The organism is Methanoregula sp. (genome assembly GCF_041645475.1).
In the GTDB taxonomy this organism is placed as follows: domain Archaea; phylum Halobacteriota; class Methanomicrobia; order Methanomicrobiales; family Methanospirillaceae; genus Methanoregula.
In genome coordinates, this window is sequence record NZ_JBAZQA010000014.1 from 42,819 (window position 1) to 60,452 (window position 17,634).

Here is a 17,634-nt window from a genome sequence, read left to right on the forward strand (position 1 = left end):
AACAATTTCTAAAAGCACAATTGTTTCCGCTTTTTTATTACCGGGGGTAATACACGGGGCCGGCAGAAAAGACCGTTTTGACGCAGGAAAAGACTAGGAGGAGAGGGTAAAAAAATCAGCGCCGGAGGAATTTGTGGAGAATGGTCATCTCGCTTCCTTTTGGCACTTTCTTGACCGGGGGTTTTATCGGGATCGGGACTTCCCCGATATCCTCCTCCTCAGGGTCTTCACTGTCGTGGTGGGTCCGCTGTTCGTGAGCGGGAGGAACCGTTTTTGCAGTCCGGTTGTCGGCATGCATTACCGGGGGACGGGTGTGCGGCAGGGTCCGGTGCTGGCCCAGTTTTGTGCCGCAGCCGGGACAGAAATTCGCTGCATGCGGGAGCTTCTTGCCGCAGTTATGGCAGAACTGGGGGTTCCCCATATTGCCCGTGGGATCTTCAGGTGCCCGGACCGCCGGCGGGATCTCCCGGGGAACGGGCCGGCGTACCGGGGGTCGTACTTCGGGTTCCGGCTCCGGTTCGTACTCGGGCACGTACTCGGGCTCCGGTTCAGGTTCGGGCTGCCGGACAGGCTGGGATACCATCCGCCGTACCGGTTGTGCCACCGGGGGGGTTTGCGATCGGATTGCACCCTTCATCGCCCCTTTCATTGCAGACTGGACTTCGGGTTTTCTTACCTGCGGGGCCGGAGACTCCCTGGCAGGCGGAATCTCCCGGTCATAGCTGGAGGAGATCACCGATCGTTTTACCGGTTCGGCGGCCTCGCGCACCTGCGGCCGGGATCGCCGCGGGGGCAGCACGACTTCCGGATCAGGCTCTTCTGCCTCGGGTTCCGGTTCAGGCTCCGGTTCCGGAATTTTGTAGGGGGAGACAATACGTTTGACCGGGGGCTGGCGCTCGTGATCCTTAAGGGGTTTTCTGGCGGGCTGAAGCCCCTGGCGCACCGGCGGCTTTACCGGTTTTGCCACTACCGGGGGCTCCTCTTCATACTCCTCCTCTTCGGGCTCCTCCTCGGGAATTTCCGGTTCGGCAGGTTCCTCAACGGGTGCCTTTTTGCCCTTTTTTATGGGCTCTGCTTCCTGGAGCAGGGCGATCCATTCATCAATCTCGGCGGAACGGTCTGAGCCTGACTGGGCAAAGACCATTTTCATGGTCTTGACCTCATCGTCACCGGAGCGTATGGAGAGGACAAGAACGGGATCCGAATTCTCGGAGAATTCCACGATACTGCCGACAATCGTATCCCGCGGAACATCCTTTGCGGTGACCTTGAGCTTCTTCTCCTGGGTATCGATGAGGAAGACCCGCTTGTTGGTTAAGTAGGCGTGGAAAAAGAATTTCTTGACGGATATATTGAGCGAACCAACCAGGACCTGTTCCCCGGGCTGGAGGTACCCGGAGAGGCCGCCACCCTCTTCATCCTCCATCTCCGCATCATCTGGCATGGTCGGTTTCTGCGATGCCCCCTTTGCAGCCATGCCCCCGGGTGCGGCACTCTTTCCGGGCGCGGCATTCGTCTTTTCGGGACGCTGGGCTATTTTGCCGCCGCAATAGCCACATTCGACGACGTTGTCTCTAATATTCATCCCGCAGTGAGGACATTTCATCTATGGACTCCGTTCCGTGATATCCAGACTAGTTATCTATAATGTTCTCATTGGATAAGAAAAATACTCTGATCAGTTCCCGACAGAAATACCGGGGAATATTCCCGGTGGTTACGGTGTAATGCATTGGCGGATACTCTCAAGGATCCCTTCCCGCTCTTCATTGTTCTCGCAGGCATAGTAATGCAGGCCGGCATCGGTCTTGTTGTTGCAGAGAACAGCGTTGATCCGGCACCGCATGCTGTCATGGTTGAGCAGGCAGTCATCCGGGAGAAGACGGCCGAAGATATCGTTTACCGTGTGGCGGATACTTTCCGGGCAGTCGGCCACATGGTACAGCCCCCTCCGGACTACGACTATCAGGATCCCTTTTTTTTCTGCATCCCGTAACTCTTCGAGCCGGAACGTGCCGTACTTTTCATCGCCATACGTGTTGAGGAACTCGCGGTAAAAGGGGTCGTGCCGTTCCTTGAGCTGGCCAAGAAAGAGCCCGGCCGCCATGGGGAGATACCGGGAATACTTGGCATTCACCGGTGACCGGAGGTGTTCATAGGCCGGGTTCTCCAGGAGATCCTGGAGGAGTATCTTTGACCGGGCAAAGAGATCGTCTTTAGAGCCCCCGGAAAACGTCACTTTGGCGGTACGGAAATAGAGGGTCTTTCCCTGGTACGGGACCGCAAAGGAACCGTCCTTGAGCTGCGTCAAGGTAAAGGCGGGGGTTGCCACGGGCGGCCCTTGCTGCTTATTCTCCGGTTTTCGCTTGAGGGGATTTCCCCCGGGACTGGTGCCGCGCGCAAGCGCTGCCCAGGTCTCGGGCGGGAAGGTCTGGTCAAGGTTCTTTCTCCAGAGGGGATCGCGGATGTTTGCTATGGTGACCAGGCGGAACTGGGTGCCGACCGGTATGAACTTTGCCCCGCAATGGGTGCATTCAATATAGAAGTCGGTATGGGGAATACCGAAGAGCTGTTTTCCCACAACCCGGTTTAAGATACCGGTCCGGCAGACCGGGCAGACACTCATCCAGGACAGCGAAGGCGAGCTCTCATCGCCACCGGAACCGGGGAGATTCATGGGACGCACTGACGGGGATGCAACATGCCAGGTCCACGGGGAAAGAAGGCGTATTCCCTTGCGGGGATGGGGAAAACCCCGCTCCAGGATCTCCGCGGACTCGGCAATCCCGGCAGAGATCAGTACCTCGGCAATCACCGGAACAATGGTCTTTCCCGGCAGGTGGAGGCGCTCCTCGATGCACCGGTCGAGACCATCATCCGGGATTACCAGTGCGTTCTGGGGTGTGGTGAGAGCAAGGGTTTTCTTGAACTCGGCGTTGAGGCATTCCATGGCAACCCCCAGCAGTTCGCCGGTGACCATGACCCCGCTGCGCAGAAACGGGAGACGGGATACCCTCCTGCTGACGGTCTCAGAGACAAGGGCAAACATCTCGGGGGGGATGGGGAAAAACTGGGTTGCCGGCATAGTATGATCTCTATCGGTTGGGAGTAAGAGACAATAAACGCTTGCAGGATATGACGGACCGGGGATCGGGGACACTGCAGGACAGGGGGAAAATGGGTCAGGACCAGAACACGCTTACGATACCGTGTCACGAAACCGGTATTTTCCCTTTGGTACAACAAGTTCAAACCGTGCACCTTTGCCCGGCTCACCGCGTTCCTGTATCCGGATACCGGTGATCGAGAGGATCTCCCGGGAGAGGAAGAGGCCGAGACCGGTATTTTTCCCAAATCCCCGCTCAAAAAGGCGGGATTTGTCTTCGGGAGATATCCCCGCGCCATCATCCTCCACGGCAAGAATCAGATCATCCCCCTGACGGGAAGAGGTTACCCGGATTGCGGATATCCCGGGGCCTGCGTACTTCATGGCATTATCAAAAAGGTTGTAGAAGACCTTTTCGAGCATCGGGTTGGCATAGATCTCAAACCCCGCATTATTGTACGCAAGGTGCACCTGTTTCAGATCCACATGCCGGCTGGACTGGACAATGAGGGAATCCACGTCCTGCCAGACCGGTGCCGCGCTCCCGATCTCCTCGTATACCTTGGTAAAGGCAATCTGTTCGCGTATTGCCTCGATCGCCTTCTCCTCACGATCCATATATTCGGACATCAGCGGATCGGTCGAGAGCCGCCGCGCCAGTAAATGATAACTGCCGGCAACGGTGAGTTTGTTGCTGATATCGTGCCTTGTGATGCTGGTGAGGAGGGTGATCTTCTTATTGGCACTGGCAAGTTCCAGCTCTGCCTGCTTCCGGTCCGTGATGTCCCGGAGAAGCCAGAGATACCCGGCTCTGTCCGATCCGTTCTCATCCATATGCGTTACCAGGATCTCGTAATACCGCTCATGACCCTCCATAGGAACCTGAATCTCGACGCGCTTTTCCCGGAGGGGGGTGATGGGATCCAGTGCACCATCAGGAATCTGCGGCAGGATCACGGTAACACGCTGGCCGGTGGCTGCAGTTGAGGATGAGCCGGTAATCGCTTCAGCTGCGGGATTGAGATCCATCACGCGATACAGCCGGTCAGTCACGATAACCCCTTCTTTCATGGTAGAAAATACCAGGGAATAGGCAACAGGCAGTGCAGTGAAGAGCTGGTACCGGATGAGACCAACGGCAAAGACAAGCCCGGTGAGCAGGAACGCAACCGGGGTCAGGTCGTAGCCGGGGAACGGGGCCAGCTGGAAAATATATACCAGGTTACAGAATGCCGGAATGCACGAGGCACAGAGAAGAAGGATTGTCTGGCGGCGGTAGAGTTCGTTGGGGACGAACAGCCGTCCCGCTGCAAGGATGAGGGATACGAGAACGATGATATACGCATAGGCGATGGTGATCCAGAAAAATGGTCCGTGATTATAGACAAGAAACTGGTACCCATCGTACATTACCGTGGAAAACCCCGTGTAATACAGGTGGTGATACGGGTTTGTCAGGAGAAGGAGATAGGAAATCGCCGGGACAATGAAAAAGAGCGGCACGGTTTTCCGTGTCAGGTACCGCTCGCGCCCGGTGAAATAGAGGAGAATAAAGAGCCAAGCCACCGGTACGGTCAGAAGGGCGGGGTATTCGATATCGTTGATGAGAAGGCTTGTGGGGATATCCGGGCTCATCAGTTCCAGGGCATACAGGAAGATCCAGGCCGCCTCCGCCGCCATCAGGAGGGTAAACGGCCGCGAGATCGGGATAGCCCGGTTCCGCCATCCAATAAGCGCAAGAACCAAAGAGACGCTGCCGGAGATGAGGAGGAGGAATACCACCGGGGAAAACTGGATGAACATGGGCTTCTCACACCTTGTTCCGTTCTATCCGGAGTTGTCTGGTAACCCGGTTCAGATCACCGGGATATTTCAGGAGGATAAGGCCGGAAAAAGTATTCATACTCAGGTTCCATGGCAGATAAATAGAGCAGATTTTATTCTGGCACATATATGGCAGGTCGGGCTGGTACGATCCATCCGGGTAAACTCCTGAAAAAAAGGAATCTCAGAACCCGGCAGGGTCGACAGCATCCCATTTCACTTTCGCTTTCCGGATAAACAGCCAGGCCGGAACCAATAGGACAAGAGATGCGATTGCAAAGAGCGGACTGGCAAACGCAATCCCGGTGAAGATTGTGAGGGCAAGACCGACAAGGGCAAGGTAGATGACGAGGACTTTCACGTCATAGACCAGCACGTTCGGGGAAAGCCCGGTCAGCCAGACCATCACGCCGGCTGCATAGAACGAGATCGCAAGGCAGAGCACAACCGCAGGAACAAGATTGGCAGCTTCTCCGGTCAGGACTGCCACTGCCGCGATAAATACCGCAGGCACTATCTGGAGAAGCGAGAAGGTAGTGACTTTCCCCGATATGAGTGTGCTGACCGCCACCGGCAGGCAGGCGTACGGCCCGAAATTGTCGAACATCGTGACCCATGTGTACATGGTCGAGGCAATGACACCTGCGACAATGGCAAACATGAAGAGGAGGCCGTGCGGCGGAAGGTACGGCCCCAGGAGGGAGAGGAAGAACCAGATCACCGCAAGCGGGATGATGAACGAGAAGAGGGTCTGGCCGACAACGCTTCCGCTCCGGTAGAGATCGATCATGTCCTTTGCGGCAAGCGGCGGGTTGGGGAGGAAGGAGAATTTTGCAAGGAGCGGGGCAAAGGAATTCTTAACTTCCCGGGTCTTTTCGGTCTCCTGCGGATCGAACAGCGCAACCGAAACCGCAAAAAGGATGGCAAGGGCTGCACAGGTGAGCAGGAAGAGCGGATACGAGAACGAGAGATACAGGAGCAGCGGCGGGAAGAAGAGCGCCGGGTTTGTACCGGTGACTGCGACGATAGTCCCGCAGCCGGCCCCGAGGAGAAGTACAAGGAGCCAGAGCAGCGCCCGTGATCGGGCATACACCGTTGAGAGGAAGAAGACAACGCAGAGGCCAGAGAGGAACGAAAGGGTCAGGGTCAGGAGGAGAAGGAGGGCACCGGCTAGAGGGACGCCGATGAACGGCGATGCAAGGATGTACCCGAGCCCGAACGGGAAGACCCAGAGGAAGAAGTAGTAGATCAGGTCCTTGACAACAAAATTCGAAAAGATGAACTGCCCTGATAGCGGCAGGCTCCGGGCAGAGTACGCAAGAAGGCTTGCCTGCCCGAACCTCCGGTTCATCACCTCGTTCCCGAGAAGGCCGAACGCCCCGACCATGAACCCGAGCATTAAGAAACTTGCATGGGTCATGAGCGCGATGTTTCCCGCAGGCATGCTGGTTCGCAGGAGCGGCAGAAGGAACGAGCTCATGAACGCAATCCCGAAGATCATGACCGGGAACATTGCAAAGGAGAGGCTCCCGAACATCGTGGAGTGCATCCGCCACTCCTCTTTTACCATGTTCTTAAAGAGATCAAGCATGGCGATCCTTCCTGACAAGCGAGAGGAAGAACGATGAGAGGTGCTCGTCTCTTGCCGTGAGATCGGCAACAGGACCGGTGTGGAGGAGGTTGCCCTTGTGCAGGATGGCAAACTCCGAGCAGATCTCTTCGGCAACCTCGAGGATATGGGTTGAGATGAAGATAGTCTTTCCTTTCTTTGCATATTCTGCCAGATAGTCCTTGACAACGTCCTGCATGATCGGGTCGAAGTTGATTAAGGGCTCGTCGATAAGGGCAAGCGCCGGCTCGTGGACGAAGGCCTGGGCAAACATCAGTTTCTGCCGGGTGCCCCGGGAGAGATCCTTGCAGAGCACGTTCTTCTTGTCCCCAAATTCCAGGAAATCAAACCACCAGTCCGCTTTTTCCCCGATATCGGGGATCTTCCGGACCGCCCCGACAAAATCGAGATATTCCCGGGCAGTGAGGAAGCTCGGGGGAGTCTCCTGCTCGGGGATGATTCCCACCTGGGCCCGGACCCCGACCGGGTCCTTTTCAACGTCAAGGCCGAGCACGGTTGCAGAGCCCGAGGTTGGCCGGACCTGCCCGGTTAGCATCTTGATCATTGTCGTCTTGCCGGAGCCGTTTGGGCCTAAGAGGCCAAAGAGCGCTCCTTCCTTTACGGCAAGCGAGACATGGTTCACCGCGTTTACCTCACCATACACCTTTGAAAGATCCTTTGCTTCCAGTATCACTGACATCTGTTCACTCTCCAGACATACCTTCATGATTATCCATCATATCCGCACCCCGGTTCATGCTTTCAGCCCGCTCCAGACAAGGTCCAGGCCCTGGCTGATGATCTCGTCCTTCTCTTTTTTGGTCTTCGCAGAAGCAACCCGTGCAATAAGCCCCGACATGGCAGAGGCCATCATGAAGATCACGAGCTGCGGGTCGCATTCACGGATTGCACCTTCCCGGATCCCGTCCACAACGAGATCCTGCAGGAAGAGGAAGCGGGACATGCCTTCCTCCTGGGCAGTTGTCGATACAAAGGATGAGTGGGCAAACTGCTCCATGAACTTCATCTTTTCCGGGTACTCTGTTCCCCAGGCAATTGCATTGCGGCCAATGCGGCGGAGCCGGTCCCGGGCCGTCTTTTCTTTCTCAAGGTTGCGGCACATCGCCGTTGCTGCCTCGGCCTTGATCCGGCCGTAGAGCGTATCGATGAGATCTTCCTTTGTCTTAAAATAAAAGAAGAGGGTGCCGGTGGCAACACCGGCCTCCTTTGAGATCATCGAAGTCGGCGTCCCGAAGAACCCTCTCTCGGTAAAGAGCCGGAGGGCAGTATCCAGGATTGCCTCCTGCTTGTCGCTGACAGGGTCAGGCATGGGACTTGTCACCCGTGACGAACCGGCGCACGCGCCCGAGCTTGTTCATGCACCACAACCCGCCTTTCAGCACCGGGACAACAACACCCATCATGCCCTCCATCTCCCGGGCCACATCCTTCATGAGAGCAGGGATGGGCAGGTGCTGGGGGCAGGCTTTGGCACACTTACCGCACTGCCGGCAGAGCCCGGCCGAGGACTTCTCCCCCATGAGACCGCCGTGCTGCCCGATGTAGTGAAACTTCGTTGTCCGGTCGTGGGGAAAGAGGGCATGCGTGTTGTAGCTTGCAAAACAGCCGGGGATATCCACACCGGCCGGGCAGGGCATGCAGTACCCGCATCCCGTGCACCCGACTTTCATCAGGCGCCAGTACTCGTCCCGGGCCCGGTGGATCGTGGCAAGGTCTTCCTCCAACAGACCACCGGGGAGCGCCGTGTCTGCCACCCGGAGATTCTCTTCAATGTGGGCTTCATCGTTCATCCCGGAGAGGACAACCGTCACTTCCGGGTGGTTCCAGACCCAGCGCAGCGCCCATTCGGCCGGTGAGCGTTTCACGGGAGCCTTGTCCCAGATCGCCTGGATCGCGGCCGGAACTCTTCCGGCAAGGTTGCCGCCCCGGAGGGGTTCCATGATCATGACGGCCATTTTCTTTCCGGCCGCATATTCAAGCCCGTCCGTCCCGGCCTGGTTCTTCTCGTCGAGATAATTATATTGGATCTGGCAGAAGTCCCAGTCGTACGAGTCAACGATCTCCCGGAACACCGCGTTGTTTGCATGGGTGGAGAAGCCGGCATGCCGGATCCTCCCGTCCTTTTTGGCGGAATCGAGAAATGCAAAGATGCCCAGCATCTTCATACTCTCAAAACTGCTTTTGCTCAGGCTGTGGAGCAGGTAATAGTCGATGTGATCCGTCTGGAGGGTTTCAAGCTGGGTATCGAGGATACGCTCCATGTCGTCCCGGTCAAAGACCGACCAGGGTGGAAGTTTGGTTGCAATCCGGACTTTCTCGCGGTAACCATCGGCAAGAGCCCGGCCGAGAATCACTTCGCTCTTCCCCATGTGGTAGACCGGTGCGGTGTCGAGATAGTTGACCCCGCCGTCAATGGCCTGCCGGATCTGCCGGATGGTGCGTTCCTCATCAATCCCGCCGGTCCGGGTGGACGGGTAGCGCATACAGCCAAAGCCGAGGATCGAAAGTCTGTCGCCGGTTTTTGGAACGGTTCGGTATAACATGAAGATGCTCCGATTTGTAAATTGACTAGTCAGTCAATTGTTGGCATCAGGACTATAAAAGATTTGGCCGGCTCGTGCAGGAGAACAATGCACTGGCCAACCGGATCCTGGTGCTTGACCGGTACGAGGTGTCGGCCATCGGACCTGAAGCATTCCGGAGGAGGCTCGCTATCCCTGCCCGGTACCATGGCGGGGATACGAGAGATTTAATGGAGTTAATCCCAACCGGTTTTACAAATGAAGATCTTAAAGACCCTGACCCGGGTATATACCAACAACCTTGACGAAACGCTGCGCTTTTACGAGGAACTGACCGGATCTAACGTCTCACAAAAACTCTCAATGCCGGCGATCGGCCTCAAACTCGCGCAGGTACAGGATATCCTTATCCTTGCCGGTACGGATGAATCCCTCACGAAGTTCCGGCCAACGCTCGCAACGTTCCTCGTTGATTCCCTTGACGAGTACCACCGGTTCCTGACCGATCACGGCGCAACGATCCTCCGGCCGCCGCAGCAGGTACCAACCGGGATGAACATGACCGTGCGCCACCCGGATGGCGCCATTATCGAATATGTCGAACACCGGTGAACTATTCTCTTTTCGTTTGTTGAAATGAACGACGCGGTCATGAAAACCATACCACCGGGGTCAGGAATTCTCCGGTTCAGAGAGAACGGGGCACATTGCACTGGCCATACTGATTATCGCCCCAGGCAACAACAGTACCGTCACGTTTCAGGGCAAGATTATGACCCGTACCGGCAGATATTGCAATAACATCGGTCAGATTTTTTGGAACATCGCACTGGCCATACTGGTTGCGCCCCCAGGCAACTACGGTTCCATTGCTCATCAACGCCAGACTATGCTCGTCACCTGCTGCAATCGCAGTCACGTTGGTCAGATTCGCGGGAACGGATACCTGCCCACGATCATCGGCACCCCAGGCCAGAACCGTCCCGTCATCTTTCAGCGCAAGGCTGAATCCGCTGCCGGCCGCGATAGCAGAAATAGTGTGAAGATTTGCAGGAACATTCCTCTGACCATAGAGATTTGAACCGAATGTATCGAGGGTTCCATCTTCTTTCAAACCAAGGCTGTGCCGCGACCTGCCGGATATTGCTTTATAATGAGTGAGCCGTTGGGGGAAATTTCCCTGGCCCGCTCCGTTGTCTCCCCACGCAACTACCGTTCCATCGTTTTTCAGTGCAAGATTGTGCATGGCTCCTGCTGACACTGCCCTGACATCCGACATATCGTCAGGGACATCACATTCACCTTCATGGGTATCTCCCCATGCAACTACCGTTCCATCGTTTTTCAGTGCAAGATTGTGATGCCAGCCCGCAGAAATTTCCGTGATGTTCGTACAATTCTGCGGGACCGTAGACTGGCGGTACCAGTTGGCCCCCCATGCCAGAACAGTACCATCAGATTTCAAGGCCAAACTATGGGTTCCACCCGCGGAGATTGCAATAATCCGGGTTGTGTTCATCACACGCGGAGCATCGGAAACAGGAGATATGTACGTGCTGGAAACGTGTGCGAAATCCGAAACGTTTCCGGATACCGATCCGTTTTCTGCGGATTCGGACCTTGAAAGACATCCGGTAAACAATGTAAGGATGAGGCAGAGCAGAATGAAGAAAAACAGGATAGTGGTTTTTTTCCCGGACATAGGCTGATTCAGCACCTGCACCGGAAGAGTTCCCGGACCATCTCCGGGATCTCGGAGACCCGGGACGCTACCGGCACACCGTGCTTTTTGAGCCGCTCGATCTTGGACCGGGCATCGCCCTCGCCGCCTTCCACGATTGCACCCGCGTGACCCATCCGCTTGTCCGGCGGGGCTGATACGCCGGCAATGTAGGATACGATCGGGAGGTTCGTGGACTTCGCACCCTCTTCCTCAAGGTTGCCGCCAACTTCACCGACAAGGACGACGGCCTTGGTCTCGGGATCGTTCTCGAAGCGTTCAAGGACATCCATAAACGTCTGGCCGATGACCGGGTCGCCGCCGATCCCGACCACCGTGCTCTGGCCGATACCGGCCCGGGTGAGCTCGTCCACGACCTCATAGGTCAGCGTACCCGAGCGGGAGATGACGCCAACGTTCCCGCGAAGGAAGAGGTTCGCCGGCATGATCCCCATCTTCACTTCACCCGGAGAGAGGAGCCCGGGACAGTTGGGGCCGATAACACTTGCACATTCCATCCTCGCGTACGCGATCGCCTTCATCGAGTCCTGCACCGGCATGTGCTCGGTGATGCAGACGATGGTGGTGATACCGGCATTTGCCTCCTCCATGATCGCATCCGACGCAGCACCGGCGGGAACGAAGATGACCGAAGCCCCGATATCGTGGTACTTCATTGCTTCCTTCACGGTGTTGTACACCGGGACACCGTGCACCTGCTGGCCGCCCTTGCCGGGGGTGACACCGGCAACAACGCCTTTCCCCCCAACCTGCCGGGCATAGGCATTCATCAGGCCGATGTGGAATTCGCCCTGCTTGCCGGTTGCGCCCTGCACGAGGACTCCCGTGTTCTTGTCGCCGTAAATCATGATGTCACCTGCACAGCCTTCTTGACAACGAGGTCCATCGTGTCCAGCATCTCGTACCCGTTCTCGGAGAGGAGCCTGCGGCCCTCGGCTTCGTTCGTTCCTGCAAGCCTCACAATAACTTTCTGGGAGATTCCTGCGGCGATGATACCCTTTGCCACCTCGTCGCACTTGGTGATGCCGCCAAGGAGGTTGACAACGATGACTTTGACCGCCGGAACACTTGCAACGAGCCGTACCGCGTTTTTCACCCGCTCGCTCTCTGCCCCGCCGCCGACATCAAGGAAGTTTGCAGCCTTCCCGCCATAGAACTCGATGAGGTCGAGGGTTGCCATCGTGAGCCCGGCACCGTTGCCGATGACCCCGATTGCACCGTCCAGTTCAACATAAGAGAAGCCGTGCTTCTCGGCTTCCCGCTCGCGGTCCGAGAGGTCGCGGTTGACCGTGATTCCCTGCCGGCCGAGCGCGTTGTCATCCACAATGATCTTCGCATCCGCGGCAAAGACCCCGGCCGGGGTCGTGACGAGCGGGTTGATCTCGGCAAGGAGGGCATCCTTCTCGATAAAAACGCGGTACAGCTTGTTGATGACCGGGCCCAACTCCTTTGGCGCAGTCCCGAGGAGTTCCCGGAGCATGAACGGCGGGAGATCCTTCATGAGGGGGTTTGCAACAACCTTTTTGATAAGGTCCGGGTGCTCCTTTGCGGTGATCTCGATCTCAACCCCGCCGGCTTCCGTAAAGAGGATGAGCGGCTGCTTGCTCGACCGGTCAACCGTGATCGAGAGGTAGTACTCATGCTGAATGTCGAGTTTCTGCTCGGCAAGAATCTCCTTGACGGGAAGACCTTTGATCTGCTTTGCAAAGAGTTCTGAGGCAACCTTCGTGCCGGTTGCCTTGTCTGCCATCAGGATCCCGCCGGCCTTTCCCCGTCCACCCACATCCACCTGGGCCTTCAGGACAAATGCGTTGCCCAGTTCACCAAGATGGGGGGTAAGTTCATCCGCGGATCGGATCAGGAATCCTGCCGGAACGGGGATCCCGGCCGCTTTTATCACGTTCTTAGCCTCGTATTCGCGTAGTTTCATGGTTGCTTCCCCAGCGTAAGGCCCAGCTGCATGGCTTTGAGGTTGAGATCCTCGGTCCCCTTGGGCACAGAGTCGAGGATGGCTTTCTTCAACGATTCCTCGCTCACAACATGCGTTGCAGCAACAAGCGCACCGAGCATCACGATGTTTGCCACTATGTCTTTTTTGAGCGTCTGCTTGGCTTCCCGGGTTGCGGGAATCTCGATGCACCTGCACTTCGGGCGGGAGTGGACAAGCGAGGAGTCGATGAGCATGATCGCGGGGTCCTCCGCGGTTGCCCCGTACTTCTCAAAGCCTTCCTGCGACATGATGATGTAGATGTTGGGGTTGGCCACTTTGGGGTAGAGGATCGGGTCATCGTCGATGATGACCTGGCTCATCGATGCCCCGCCCCGGGCCTCCGGGCCATAGACCTGGGTCTGGACGGCGAACTTGTTGTCGTACATCACGGCAGCCCTGCCGATGATGACCGCAGAGAGGATGATTCCCTGCCCGCCAAACCCCGAGAATCGCACTTCATGCCTCATGGTTTCACCCCGAGCGCCGGCCGGTTGCGGCGCATGAGTTCCCCGACAACAAACATGTCTTCAGGAACATGTTCGCCATTCTCGATCATCCGGTCGTATTTCGCCTTGAGGAGCGAGTGGGCCCGCAGGTATTCAACGTGATCGGCTACCTGCCGGAACTTGTTCCTGCGCCCGAACGCGGTCGGGCACTGGACGAGCGCCTCGATAAACGAGAAGCCGGGGGTCTCGAGACCAGCCTTCACCGCCTTCTCAAGCTCCTTGACATGGTAAGAAGTCCAGCGGGAGACATAGTTGGCCCCGGCGGCAATTGCCAGATCGCAGAGATCGAACGGGATCTCGGCGCACCCGTACGGGGTGGTTGATGAGAGGCAGCCCACGGGGGTGGTCGGGCTTCCCTGCCCGCCGGTCATACCGTAGATCTGGTTGTTCATGCAGACCACGGTGAGGTTGATGTTGCGCCGGCAGGCATGGATGAAATGGTTGCCGCCGATTGCCGCAAGGTCGCCGTCGCCGGTGAAGACCACGACATTGAGGGCCTGGTTTGCCATCTTGACACCGGTGGCAAACGGGAGGGCCCGGCCGTGGGTGGTATGGAGCGAGTCGGTGAGGATATAGCCGGGGGCACGCGAGGAGCAGCCGATGCCGGAGACAAAGACGGTCTCCTCCTTCTTCCAGCCCATCTGGTCGATGGCTGCAAGCGTGCAGTTGATGATGGTCCCGTTCCCGCACCCGGCACAGTAGATGTGGGGGAGCCGGTCCTGCCGGAACCAGTCCTCGTAGCTCATCGGTGCGCCTCCAGGGCGGCCGAGAGGTCCAGAGGGGAATGGAGCTCCCCGCCGAGTTTGGGGATGCTGACAACCGGCACGGTCACATGCCGCTCGATCTCGCGGGCGATCTGGCCGAGGTTCATCTCGGGCACGAAGAAGTGCCGGGCGTTCCGGAACGCCGCGAGCGCCTTCTCGGGGAATGGCCAGACCGTCCGGATCCGGAGGAAGCCGAGGTTCTTGTCCTTCTTATCGTGCATCACCTGCTGGACCGTCCTCACGGGACCGCCGTAAGCGACAAAGACCTGCTCTGCATCGGGATTGATGACATCGTAGTCTGCCATCTCGTCCCGGGCATTCTCGATCTTGTCAACGAGGCGTTTTACAAGGGCGTGATGCAGTTTCGGATTCGTGGCGGCGGGATAGCCCCGCTCATCGTGGGTCAGGCCGGTGACGTGGACGTGGTGACCCGTGCCGAACTGCCCGAATCCCGGGATGAGATCTGCATCCGCTTTGAAGGGGAGGGCTCCGGCCGCGAGAGGTTTTCGCTCAACCCGCTCGACCTTGTCGGGGATGATGATCTTCTCCCGCATGTGCCCAACGGTTTCATCGGCCATCAGGAAGACCGGAACGCGGTACTTGTCCGCGAGGTTGAAGGCCTTCGCGGTCAGCTCGTACATCTCCTGCACGGTTGCCGGGCAGAGCGCGATTATCGCAATGTCCCCGTGCGAGCCGAAACGCACCTGCATCATGTCACCCTGGGCGGACATGGTAGGCTGGCCGGTGGAGGGGCCGCCCCGCTGGACATTGACAACAACGCAGGGTGTCTCGGTCATCACGGCAAAGCCGATGTTCTCCATCATCAGGGAGAAGCCGGGCCCGCTTGTCGCGGTCATGGACCGGGCACCGGTCCAGGCAGCGCCGATGATCGAGGCCATGGACGCGATCTCGTCCTCCATCTGGATGAAGACGCCACCCTTCTTGGGGAGTTTTGCCGCCATGTGCTCGGCAACTTCCGTGGAGGGGGTGATCGGATACCCGCCAAAGAAATTACAGCCTGCGGCAAGTGCCCCTTCAGCACAGGCCGTGTTTCCCTGCCAGAATTCAATCCGCGTCAATATTCAATCGCCACCTTGTGGAGTTCATAGGGTTTCTCCTCGTGCCAGTGAATTGCCTGGTCCGGGCAGGTGAGCTGGCAGACCCCGCAGAGCTGCCGGCCGTACAGGTTCCGGAGCCGGCAGTTGGTGCAGCGCTCGGGGCGGTCAAGTTCGGGCACCACAATGCCCCGGCGGTTGGGTTTTTTCCCTTCCTTAAAGATCTTATACGGGCAAACCTTTGTACAGAGATTGCAGCCCTTGCACCGGGTCTCGTCTATGGCGAGTTTCATGTGTGGCAGTCCTTATTTATCGTATTATGTATTCATTGGCAGTTACAAAAAACCTCTTCTTTGGACACTACCGGCACGGGCTGGGATTTTTTGTATAATTCCCGAATGCGGTCCCGGCATTTTTCCGTGCAGCCTCAAAGATGTCGTTGCCGTGCGAGTCGATCCCGACAACGAGCGGGAGCCGGTCCAGCTCGATTGCCCAGACCGCTTCTGCCATCCCGAGGTCTTCATAGAAGACACCTTTCAAGCTCATGTGCGAGGAGGCGAGCGCTGCACACCCGCCGGTGAAGGCGAGGTACACGCCCCGGCCCCGGAGCTGTTCCCGCACGGTCGTGCCCATGCCCCCTTTCCCGATGAGACCCCGGACGCCCCGGTCGAACAGGAACCCGGAGAGCTCGTTCATCCGTGCGGAGGTGGTGGGGCCGGCGGCGATGACCCGGTTATCGTGGATGACCGGGCCGCAGTGGTAGACGACCGCTCCCTTTGGATCGAACGGTATCCCCTGCTCCTGCATCCGGAGGTGCGCCTCATCGCGGGCGGTGTAGACCAGGCCCGAGAGCTCGACATGATCGCCGGCCCGGAGGGACAGGACCTCTTCGCCGAGCGGGGTTCTGAGCTGAACAGGCCCGCTCATACGATCACCTCGACCGTTTCGTGCCGGTTCGCCCAGCACTGGATATTGACGGCAACCGGGAGCGATGCCGTGTGGCATCCCGCCGTCTTCACCTTGACTGCAAGGGCCGTGAAATCCCCGCCAAGGCCCATCGGCCCGATGCCGAGCCGGTTGACGGCGCAGAGGATCTGCTGTTCGTAGTCCGTCATCGCATCGACCGGCTCAAGGAGCGCTGCCTTTGCGAGCGCTGCTGCGCCATCGAAGGTTCCCCCAATCCCGACACCGATGATGAGCGGGGGGCAGGGCCGGGAGCCGGCCAGGTACACGGTCTCGACTACGAACTTCTCGATCTGGTCATTCTGGGAGGGAAGCAGCATCGCTACCCGCGACATGTTCTCGGCCCCGGCGCCCTTGGGGAGCACGGTGACCGTAAATTTTGGGCCGGGCTTTACATGAATCGCCGGCATCCCCATGCCGGTGTTGTCATTGGTATTGTGTCGGGTCAGCGGGTCGACCACGTTGGGCCGGAGGGGTACTTCCTTTGTTGCCCTGCGGACACCCTCGGCCACCGCGTCATACAAATCGTCCGTGAACGGGATCGCCGGGGGAATCGTGAGATAGATGACCGGGACACCGGTATCCTGGCACATCGGCACGCCAAGCTCCCCGGCGGTCTTGATATTTTTTAAGATATTGGCAAACTCTCCGCGGGCAACCGGGTTGGTCTCGGTGCGGGCTGCATCCCCGATCACCTTCAGCACGTCCAGCGGGAGGCGGATGACTGCTTCGCGGTAGGCCCGGAACGTGGCGTCGGCAAGGGCTGTGTGGATACGGGCAGGGTCCGGAGGTTTCATTTAATTATATTGAGGGGTGGAGGGGGATATAGAGATATGGCCTGATATGAGCTTCAGCGAAGTTAGTGGGTTCTCGATTTTTATATGAACAGTTTCACACCCCGCTCGGCACAACATTCTTAGATATATATTCCCAATACATTGTAGTAATGAAACAGAGCAAACTAAGTTTTGAGGAGGAGGAGATATTCCGTAAGAAGCTAATCGCACTTCTGTTGAGTGGAGCGGATAAACCGATCGCCTCAAAAGTCAACTTCCAGAAAGAGCTGTTTCTGCTTATCAGAGCGATGCCTAATTTTGAATCTCTTTTTGATTTCATGCCTCACCGGCTCGGTCCGTACTCGAATAGTGCAGAACATGTTATAGAGAATAATCCTGATCTTTTTGTTGCCGATAGAAAAGGGATCTATCTTTCGAACGAGGGGAAACAATTCAGTTCATCCGTTAGCAAAGAGATGCGCTCGGAAAATTTCGAACGCCTCATCCAGTCGATCCAGTTTATCCGGTCGATCTATGACAATCTGACCGATGACGAGTTTATGTTTCTCGTTTACATGACTTACGGATATACGGAAAAATCTGACCGGTTCGAGGATCTGTTGAAACGAAAAAAACAACTTGCCGAAAGTCTTCTGCGGAAAAAGATCATTACTCACCAGAGATACGAAGAACTTCTGAAGGGATAACGTGAACGTCATCCCTGATTCCTCATTCTTTATATGCTTCCTTGACGACC

At 57.3% G+C, this 17,634-nt stretch carries 19 protein-coding genes; 3 read left to right on the forward strand and 16 right to left on the reverse strand.

Features of this window, described 5'->3' with window-relative positions; genetic code table 11:
• Positions 1–115: 115 nt before the first annotated feature.
• The 7 genes from WC598_RS11400 to WC598_RS11430 form a co-directional block, all read right to left on the reverse strand.
• On the reverse strand, positions 116–1,606 hold the full coding sequence (locus tag WC598_RS11400) for a zinc ribbon domain-containing protein (RefSeq protein ID WP_372961625.1): 1,491 nt from the start codon (positions 1,604–1,606) through the stop codon (positions 116–118).
• 111 nt (positions 1,607–1,717) lie between these two features.
• Positions 1,718–3,085, reverse strand: a complete 1,368-nt coding sequence (locus tag WC598_RS11405) for a hypothetical protein (RefSeq protein ID WP_372961626.1) — start codon at positions 3,083–3,085, stop codon at positions 1,718–1,720.
• 114 nt (positions 3,086–3,199) lie between these two features.
• Complete coding sequence (locus WC598_RS11410) at positions 3,200–4,909, reverse strand: histidine kinase N-terminal 7TM domain-containing protein (protein WP_372961627.1); 1,710 nt, start codon at positions 4,907–4,909, stop codon at positions 3,200–3,202.
• A 205-nt stretch (positions 4,910–5,114) separates the two neighbouring features.
• On the reverse strand, positions 5,115–6,521 hold the full coding sequence (locus WC598_RS11415) for a hypothetical protein (RefSeq protein ID WP_372961628.1): 1,407 nt from the start codon (positions 6,519–6,521) through the stop codon (positions 5,115–5,117).
• Positions 6,514–7,239, reverse strand: a complete 726-nt coding sequence (locus tag WC598_RS11420) for an ABC transporter ATP-binding protein (protein ID WP_372961673.1) — start codon at positions 7,237–7,239, stop codon at positions 6,514–6,516. Before WC598_RS11420 ends, WC598_RS11415 begins: the two co-directional genes overlap by 8 nt.
• Before the next feature lie 54 nt (positions 7,240–7,293).
• A complete protein-coding gene (locus WC598_RS11425; protein WP_372961629.1) occupies positions 7,294–7,869 on the reverse strand; it encodes a TetR/AcrR family transcriptional regulator in 576 nt (191 codons plus the stop codon).
• On the reverse strand, positions 7,862–9,103 hold the full coding sequence (locus WC598_RS11430) for an aldo/keto reductase (RefSeq protein ID WP_372961630.1): 1,242 nt from the start codon (positions 9,101–9,103) through the stop codon (positions 7,862–7,864). Before WC598_RS11430 ends, WC598_RS11425 begins: the two co-directional genes overlap by 8 nt.
• 237 nt (positions 9,104–9,340) lie before the next feature.
• Between WC598_RS11430 and WC598_RS11435 the strand changes: the two genes are divergently transcribed.
• Complete coding sequence (locus tag WC598_RS11435; RefSeq protein ID WP_372961631.1) at positions 9,341–9,694, forward strand: VOC family protein; 354 nt, start codon at positions 9,341–9,343, stop codon at positions 9,692–9,694.
• Positions 9,695–9,770: 76 nt separating this feature from the next.
• Here WC598_RS11435 and WC598_RS11440 read toward each other — a convergent pair whose 3' ends face one another.
• Positions 9,771–10,601 (reverse strand): RCC1 domain-containing protein, encoded by an 831-nt coding sequence (locus tag WC598_RS11440; RefSeq protein WP_372961632.1) that lies wholly within the window; start codon positions 10,599–10,601, stop codon positions 9,771–9,773.
• A 28-nt stretch (positions 10,602–10,629) separates the two neighbouring features.
• On the opposite strand from WC598_RS11440, the gene WC598_RS11445 reads away from it, so the two are divergent.
• Entirely contained in the window at positions 10,630–10,791 is a 162-nt protein-coding gene (locus WC598_RS11445) for a hypothetical protein (RefSeq protein ID WP_372961633.1), read from the forward strand.
• Position 10,792: 1 nt separating this feature from the next.
• Here WC598_RS11445 and sucD read toward each other — a convergent pair whose 3' ends face one another.
• The 8 genes from sucD to WC598_RS11485 form a co-directional block, all read right to left on the reverse strand.
• On the reverse strand, positions 10,793–11,671 hold the full coding sequence (gene sucD, locus WC598_RS11450) for a succinate--CoA ligase subunit alpha (protein WP_372961634.1): 879 nt from the start codon (positions 11,669–11,671) through the stop codon (positions 10,793–10,795).
• On the reverse strand, positions 11,668–12,753 hold the full coding sequence (locus tag WC598_RS11455) for a succinate--CoA ligase subunit beta (RefSeq protein ID WP_372961635.1): 1,086 nt from the start codon (positions 12,751–12,753) through the stop codon (positions 11,668–11,670). The genes sucD and WC598_RS11455 overlap by 4 nt, the downstream gene beginning before the upstream one ends.
• The gene (locus WC598_RS11460) at positions 12,750–13,280 is read right to left on the reverse strand and encodes a 2-oxoacid:acceptor oxidoreductase family protein (protein WP_372961636.1); all 531 of its coding nucleotides are present in this window, start codon (positions 13,278–13,280) and stop codon (positions 12,750–12,752) included. The genes WC598_RS11455 and WC598_RS11460 overlap by 4 nt, the downstream gene beginning before the upstream one ends.
• Positions 13,277–14,065: a thiamine pyrophosphate-dependent enzyme gene (locus WC598_RS11465; RefSeq protein WP_372961637.1), complete on the reverse strand. Its 789-nt coding sequence runs from the start codon at positions 14,063–14,065 to the stop codon at positions 13,277–13,279. Before WC598_RS11465 ends, WC598_RS11460 begins: the two co-directional genes overlap by 4 nt.
• Entirely contained in the window at positions 14,062–15,162 is a 1,101-nt protein-coding gene (locus tag WC598_RS11470; RefSeq protein ID WP_372961638.1) for a 2-oxoacid:acceptor oxidoreductase subunit alpha, read from the reverse strand. Before WC598_RS11470 ends, WC598_RS11465 begins: the two co-directional genes overlap by 4 nt.
• Positions 15,159–15,431 (reverse strand): ferredoxin family protein, encoded by a 273-nt coding sequence (locus WC598_RS11475; protein WP_372961639.1) that lies wholly within the window; start codon positions 15,429–15,431, stop codon positions 15,159–15,161. Before WC598_RS11475 ends, WC598_RS11470 begins: the two co-directional genes overlap by 4 nt.
• Before the next feature lie 67 nt (positions 15,432–15,498).
• Positions 15,499–16,065: a FumA C-terminus/TtdB family hydratase beta subunit gene (locus WC598_RS11480; RefSeq protein ID WP_372961640.1), complete on the reverse strand. Its 567-nt coding sequence runs from the start codon at positions 16,063–16,065 to the stop codon at positions 15,499–15,501.
• Positions 16,062–16,898: a fumarate hydratase gene (locus WC598_RS11485; protein WP_372961641.1), complete on the reverse strand. Its 837-nt coding sequence runs from the start codon at positions 16,896–16,898 to the stop codon at positions 16,062–16,064. Before WC598_RS11485 ends, WC598_RS11480 begins: the two co-directional genes overlap by 4 nt.
• Before the next feature lie 149 nt (positions 16,899–17,047).
• Between WC598_RS11485 and WC598_RS11490 the strand changes: the two genes are divergently transcribed.
• A complete protein-coding gene (locus WC598_RS11490; RefSeq protein WP_372961642.1) occupies positions 17,048–17,584 on the forward strand; it encodes a hypothetical protein in 537 nt (178 codons plus the stop codon).
• Positions 17,585–17,634 lie beyond the last annotated feature (50 nt).

Bases quoted from the DNA above. Each gene is read 5' to 3' on its own strand.
- WC598_RS11400 (WP_372961625.1), bottom strand. From the start codon at position 1,606: ATGAAATGTCCTCACTGCGGGATGAATATTAGAGACAACGTCGTCGAA.
- WC598_RS11405 (WP_372961626.1), bottom strand. From the start codon at position 3,085: ATGCCGGCAACCCAGTTTTTCCCCATCCCCCCCGAGATGTTTGCCCTT.
- WC598_RS11410 (WP_372961627.1), bottom strand. From the start codon at position 4,909: ATGTTCATCCAGTTTTCCCCGGTGGTATTCCTCCTCCTCATCTCCGGC.
- WC598_RS11415 (WP_372961628.1), bottom strand. From the start codon at position 6,521: ATGCTTGATCTCTTTAAGAACATGGTAAAAGAGGAGTGGCGGATGCAC.
- WC598_RS11420 (WP_372961673.1), bottom strand. From the start codon at position 7,239: ATGTCAGTGATACTGGAAGCAAAGGATCTTTCAAAGGTGTATGGTGAG.
- WC598_RS11425 (WP_372961629.1), bottom strand. From the start codon at position 7,869: ATGCCTGACCCTGTCAGCGACAAGCAGGAGGCAATCCTGGATACTGCC.
- WC598_RS11430 (WP_372961630.1), bottom strand. From the start codon at position 9,103: ATGTTATACCGAACCGTTCCAAAAACCGGCGACAGACTTTCGATCCTC.
- WC598_RS11435 (WP_372961631.1), top strand. From the start codon at position 9,341: ATGAAGATCTTAAAGACCCTGACCCGGGTATATACCAACAACCTTGAC.
- WC598_RS11440 (WP_372961632.1), bottom strand. From the start codon at position 10,601: ATGAACACAACCCGGATTATTGCAATCTCCGCGGGTGGAACCCATAGT.
- WC598_RS11445 (WP_372961633.1), top strand. From the start codon at position 10,630: ATGTACGTGCTGGAAACGTGTGCGAAATCCGAAACGTTTCCGGATACC.
- sucD (WP_372961634.1), bottom strand. From the start codon at position 11,671: ATGATTTACGGCGACAAGAACACGGGAGTCCTCGTGCAGGGCGCAACC.
- WC598_RS11455 (WP_372961635.1), bottom strand. From the start codon at position 12,753: ATGAAACTACGCGAATACGAGGCTAAGAACGTGATAAAAGCGGCCGGG.
- WC598_RS11460 (WP_372961636.1), bottom strand. From the start codon at position 13,280: ATGAGGCATGAAGTGCGATTCTCGGGGTTTGGCGGGCAGGGAATCATC.
- WC598_RS11465 (WP_372961637.1), bottom strand. From the start codon at position 14,065: ATGAGCTACGAGGACTGGTTCCGGCAGGACCGGCTCCCCCACATCTAC.
- WC598_RS11475 (WP_372961639.1), bottom strand. From the start codon at position 15,431: ATGAAACTCGCCATAGACGAGACCCGGTGCAAGGGCTGCAATCTCTGT.
- WC598_RS11480 (WP_372961640.1), bottom strand. From the start codon at position 16,065: ATGAGCGGGCCTGTTCAGCTCAGAACCCCGCTCGGCGAAGAGGTCCTG.
- WC598_RS11485 (WP_372961641.1), bottom strand. From the start codon at position 16,898: ATGAAACCTCCGGACCCTGCCCGTATCCACACAGCCCTTGCCGACGCC.
- WC598_RS11490 (WP_372961642.1), top strand. From the start codon at position 17,048: ATGAAACAGAGCAAACTAAGTTTTGAGGAGGAGGAGATATTCCGTAAG.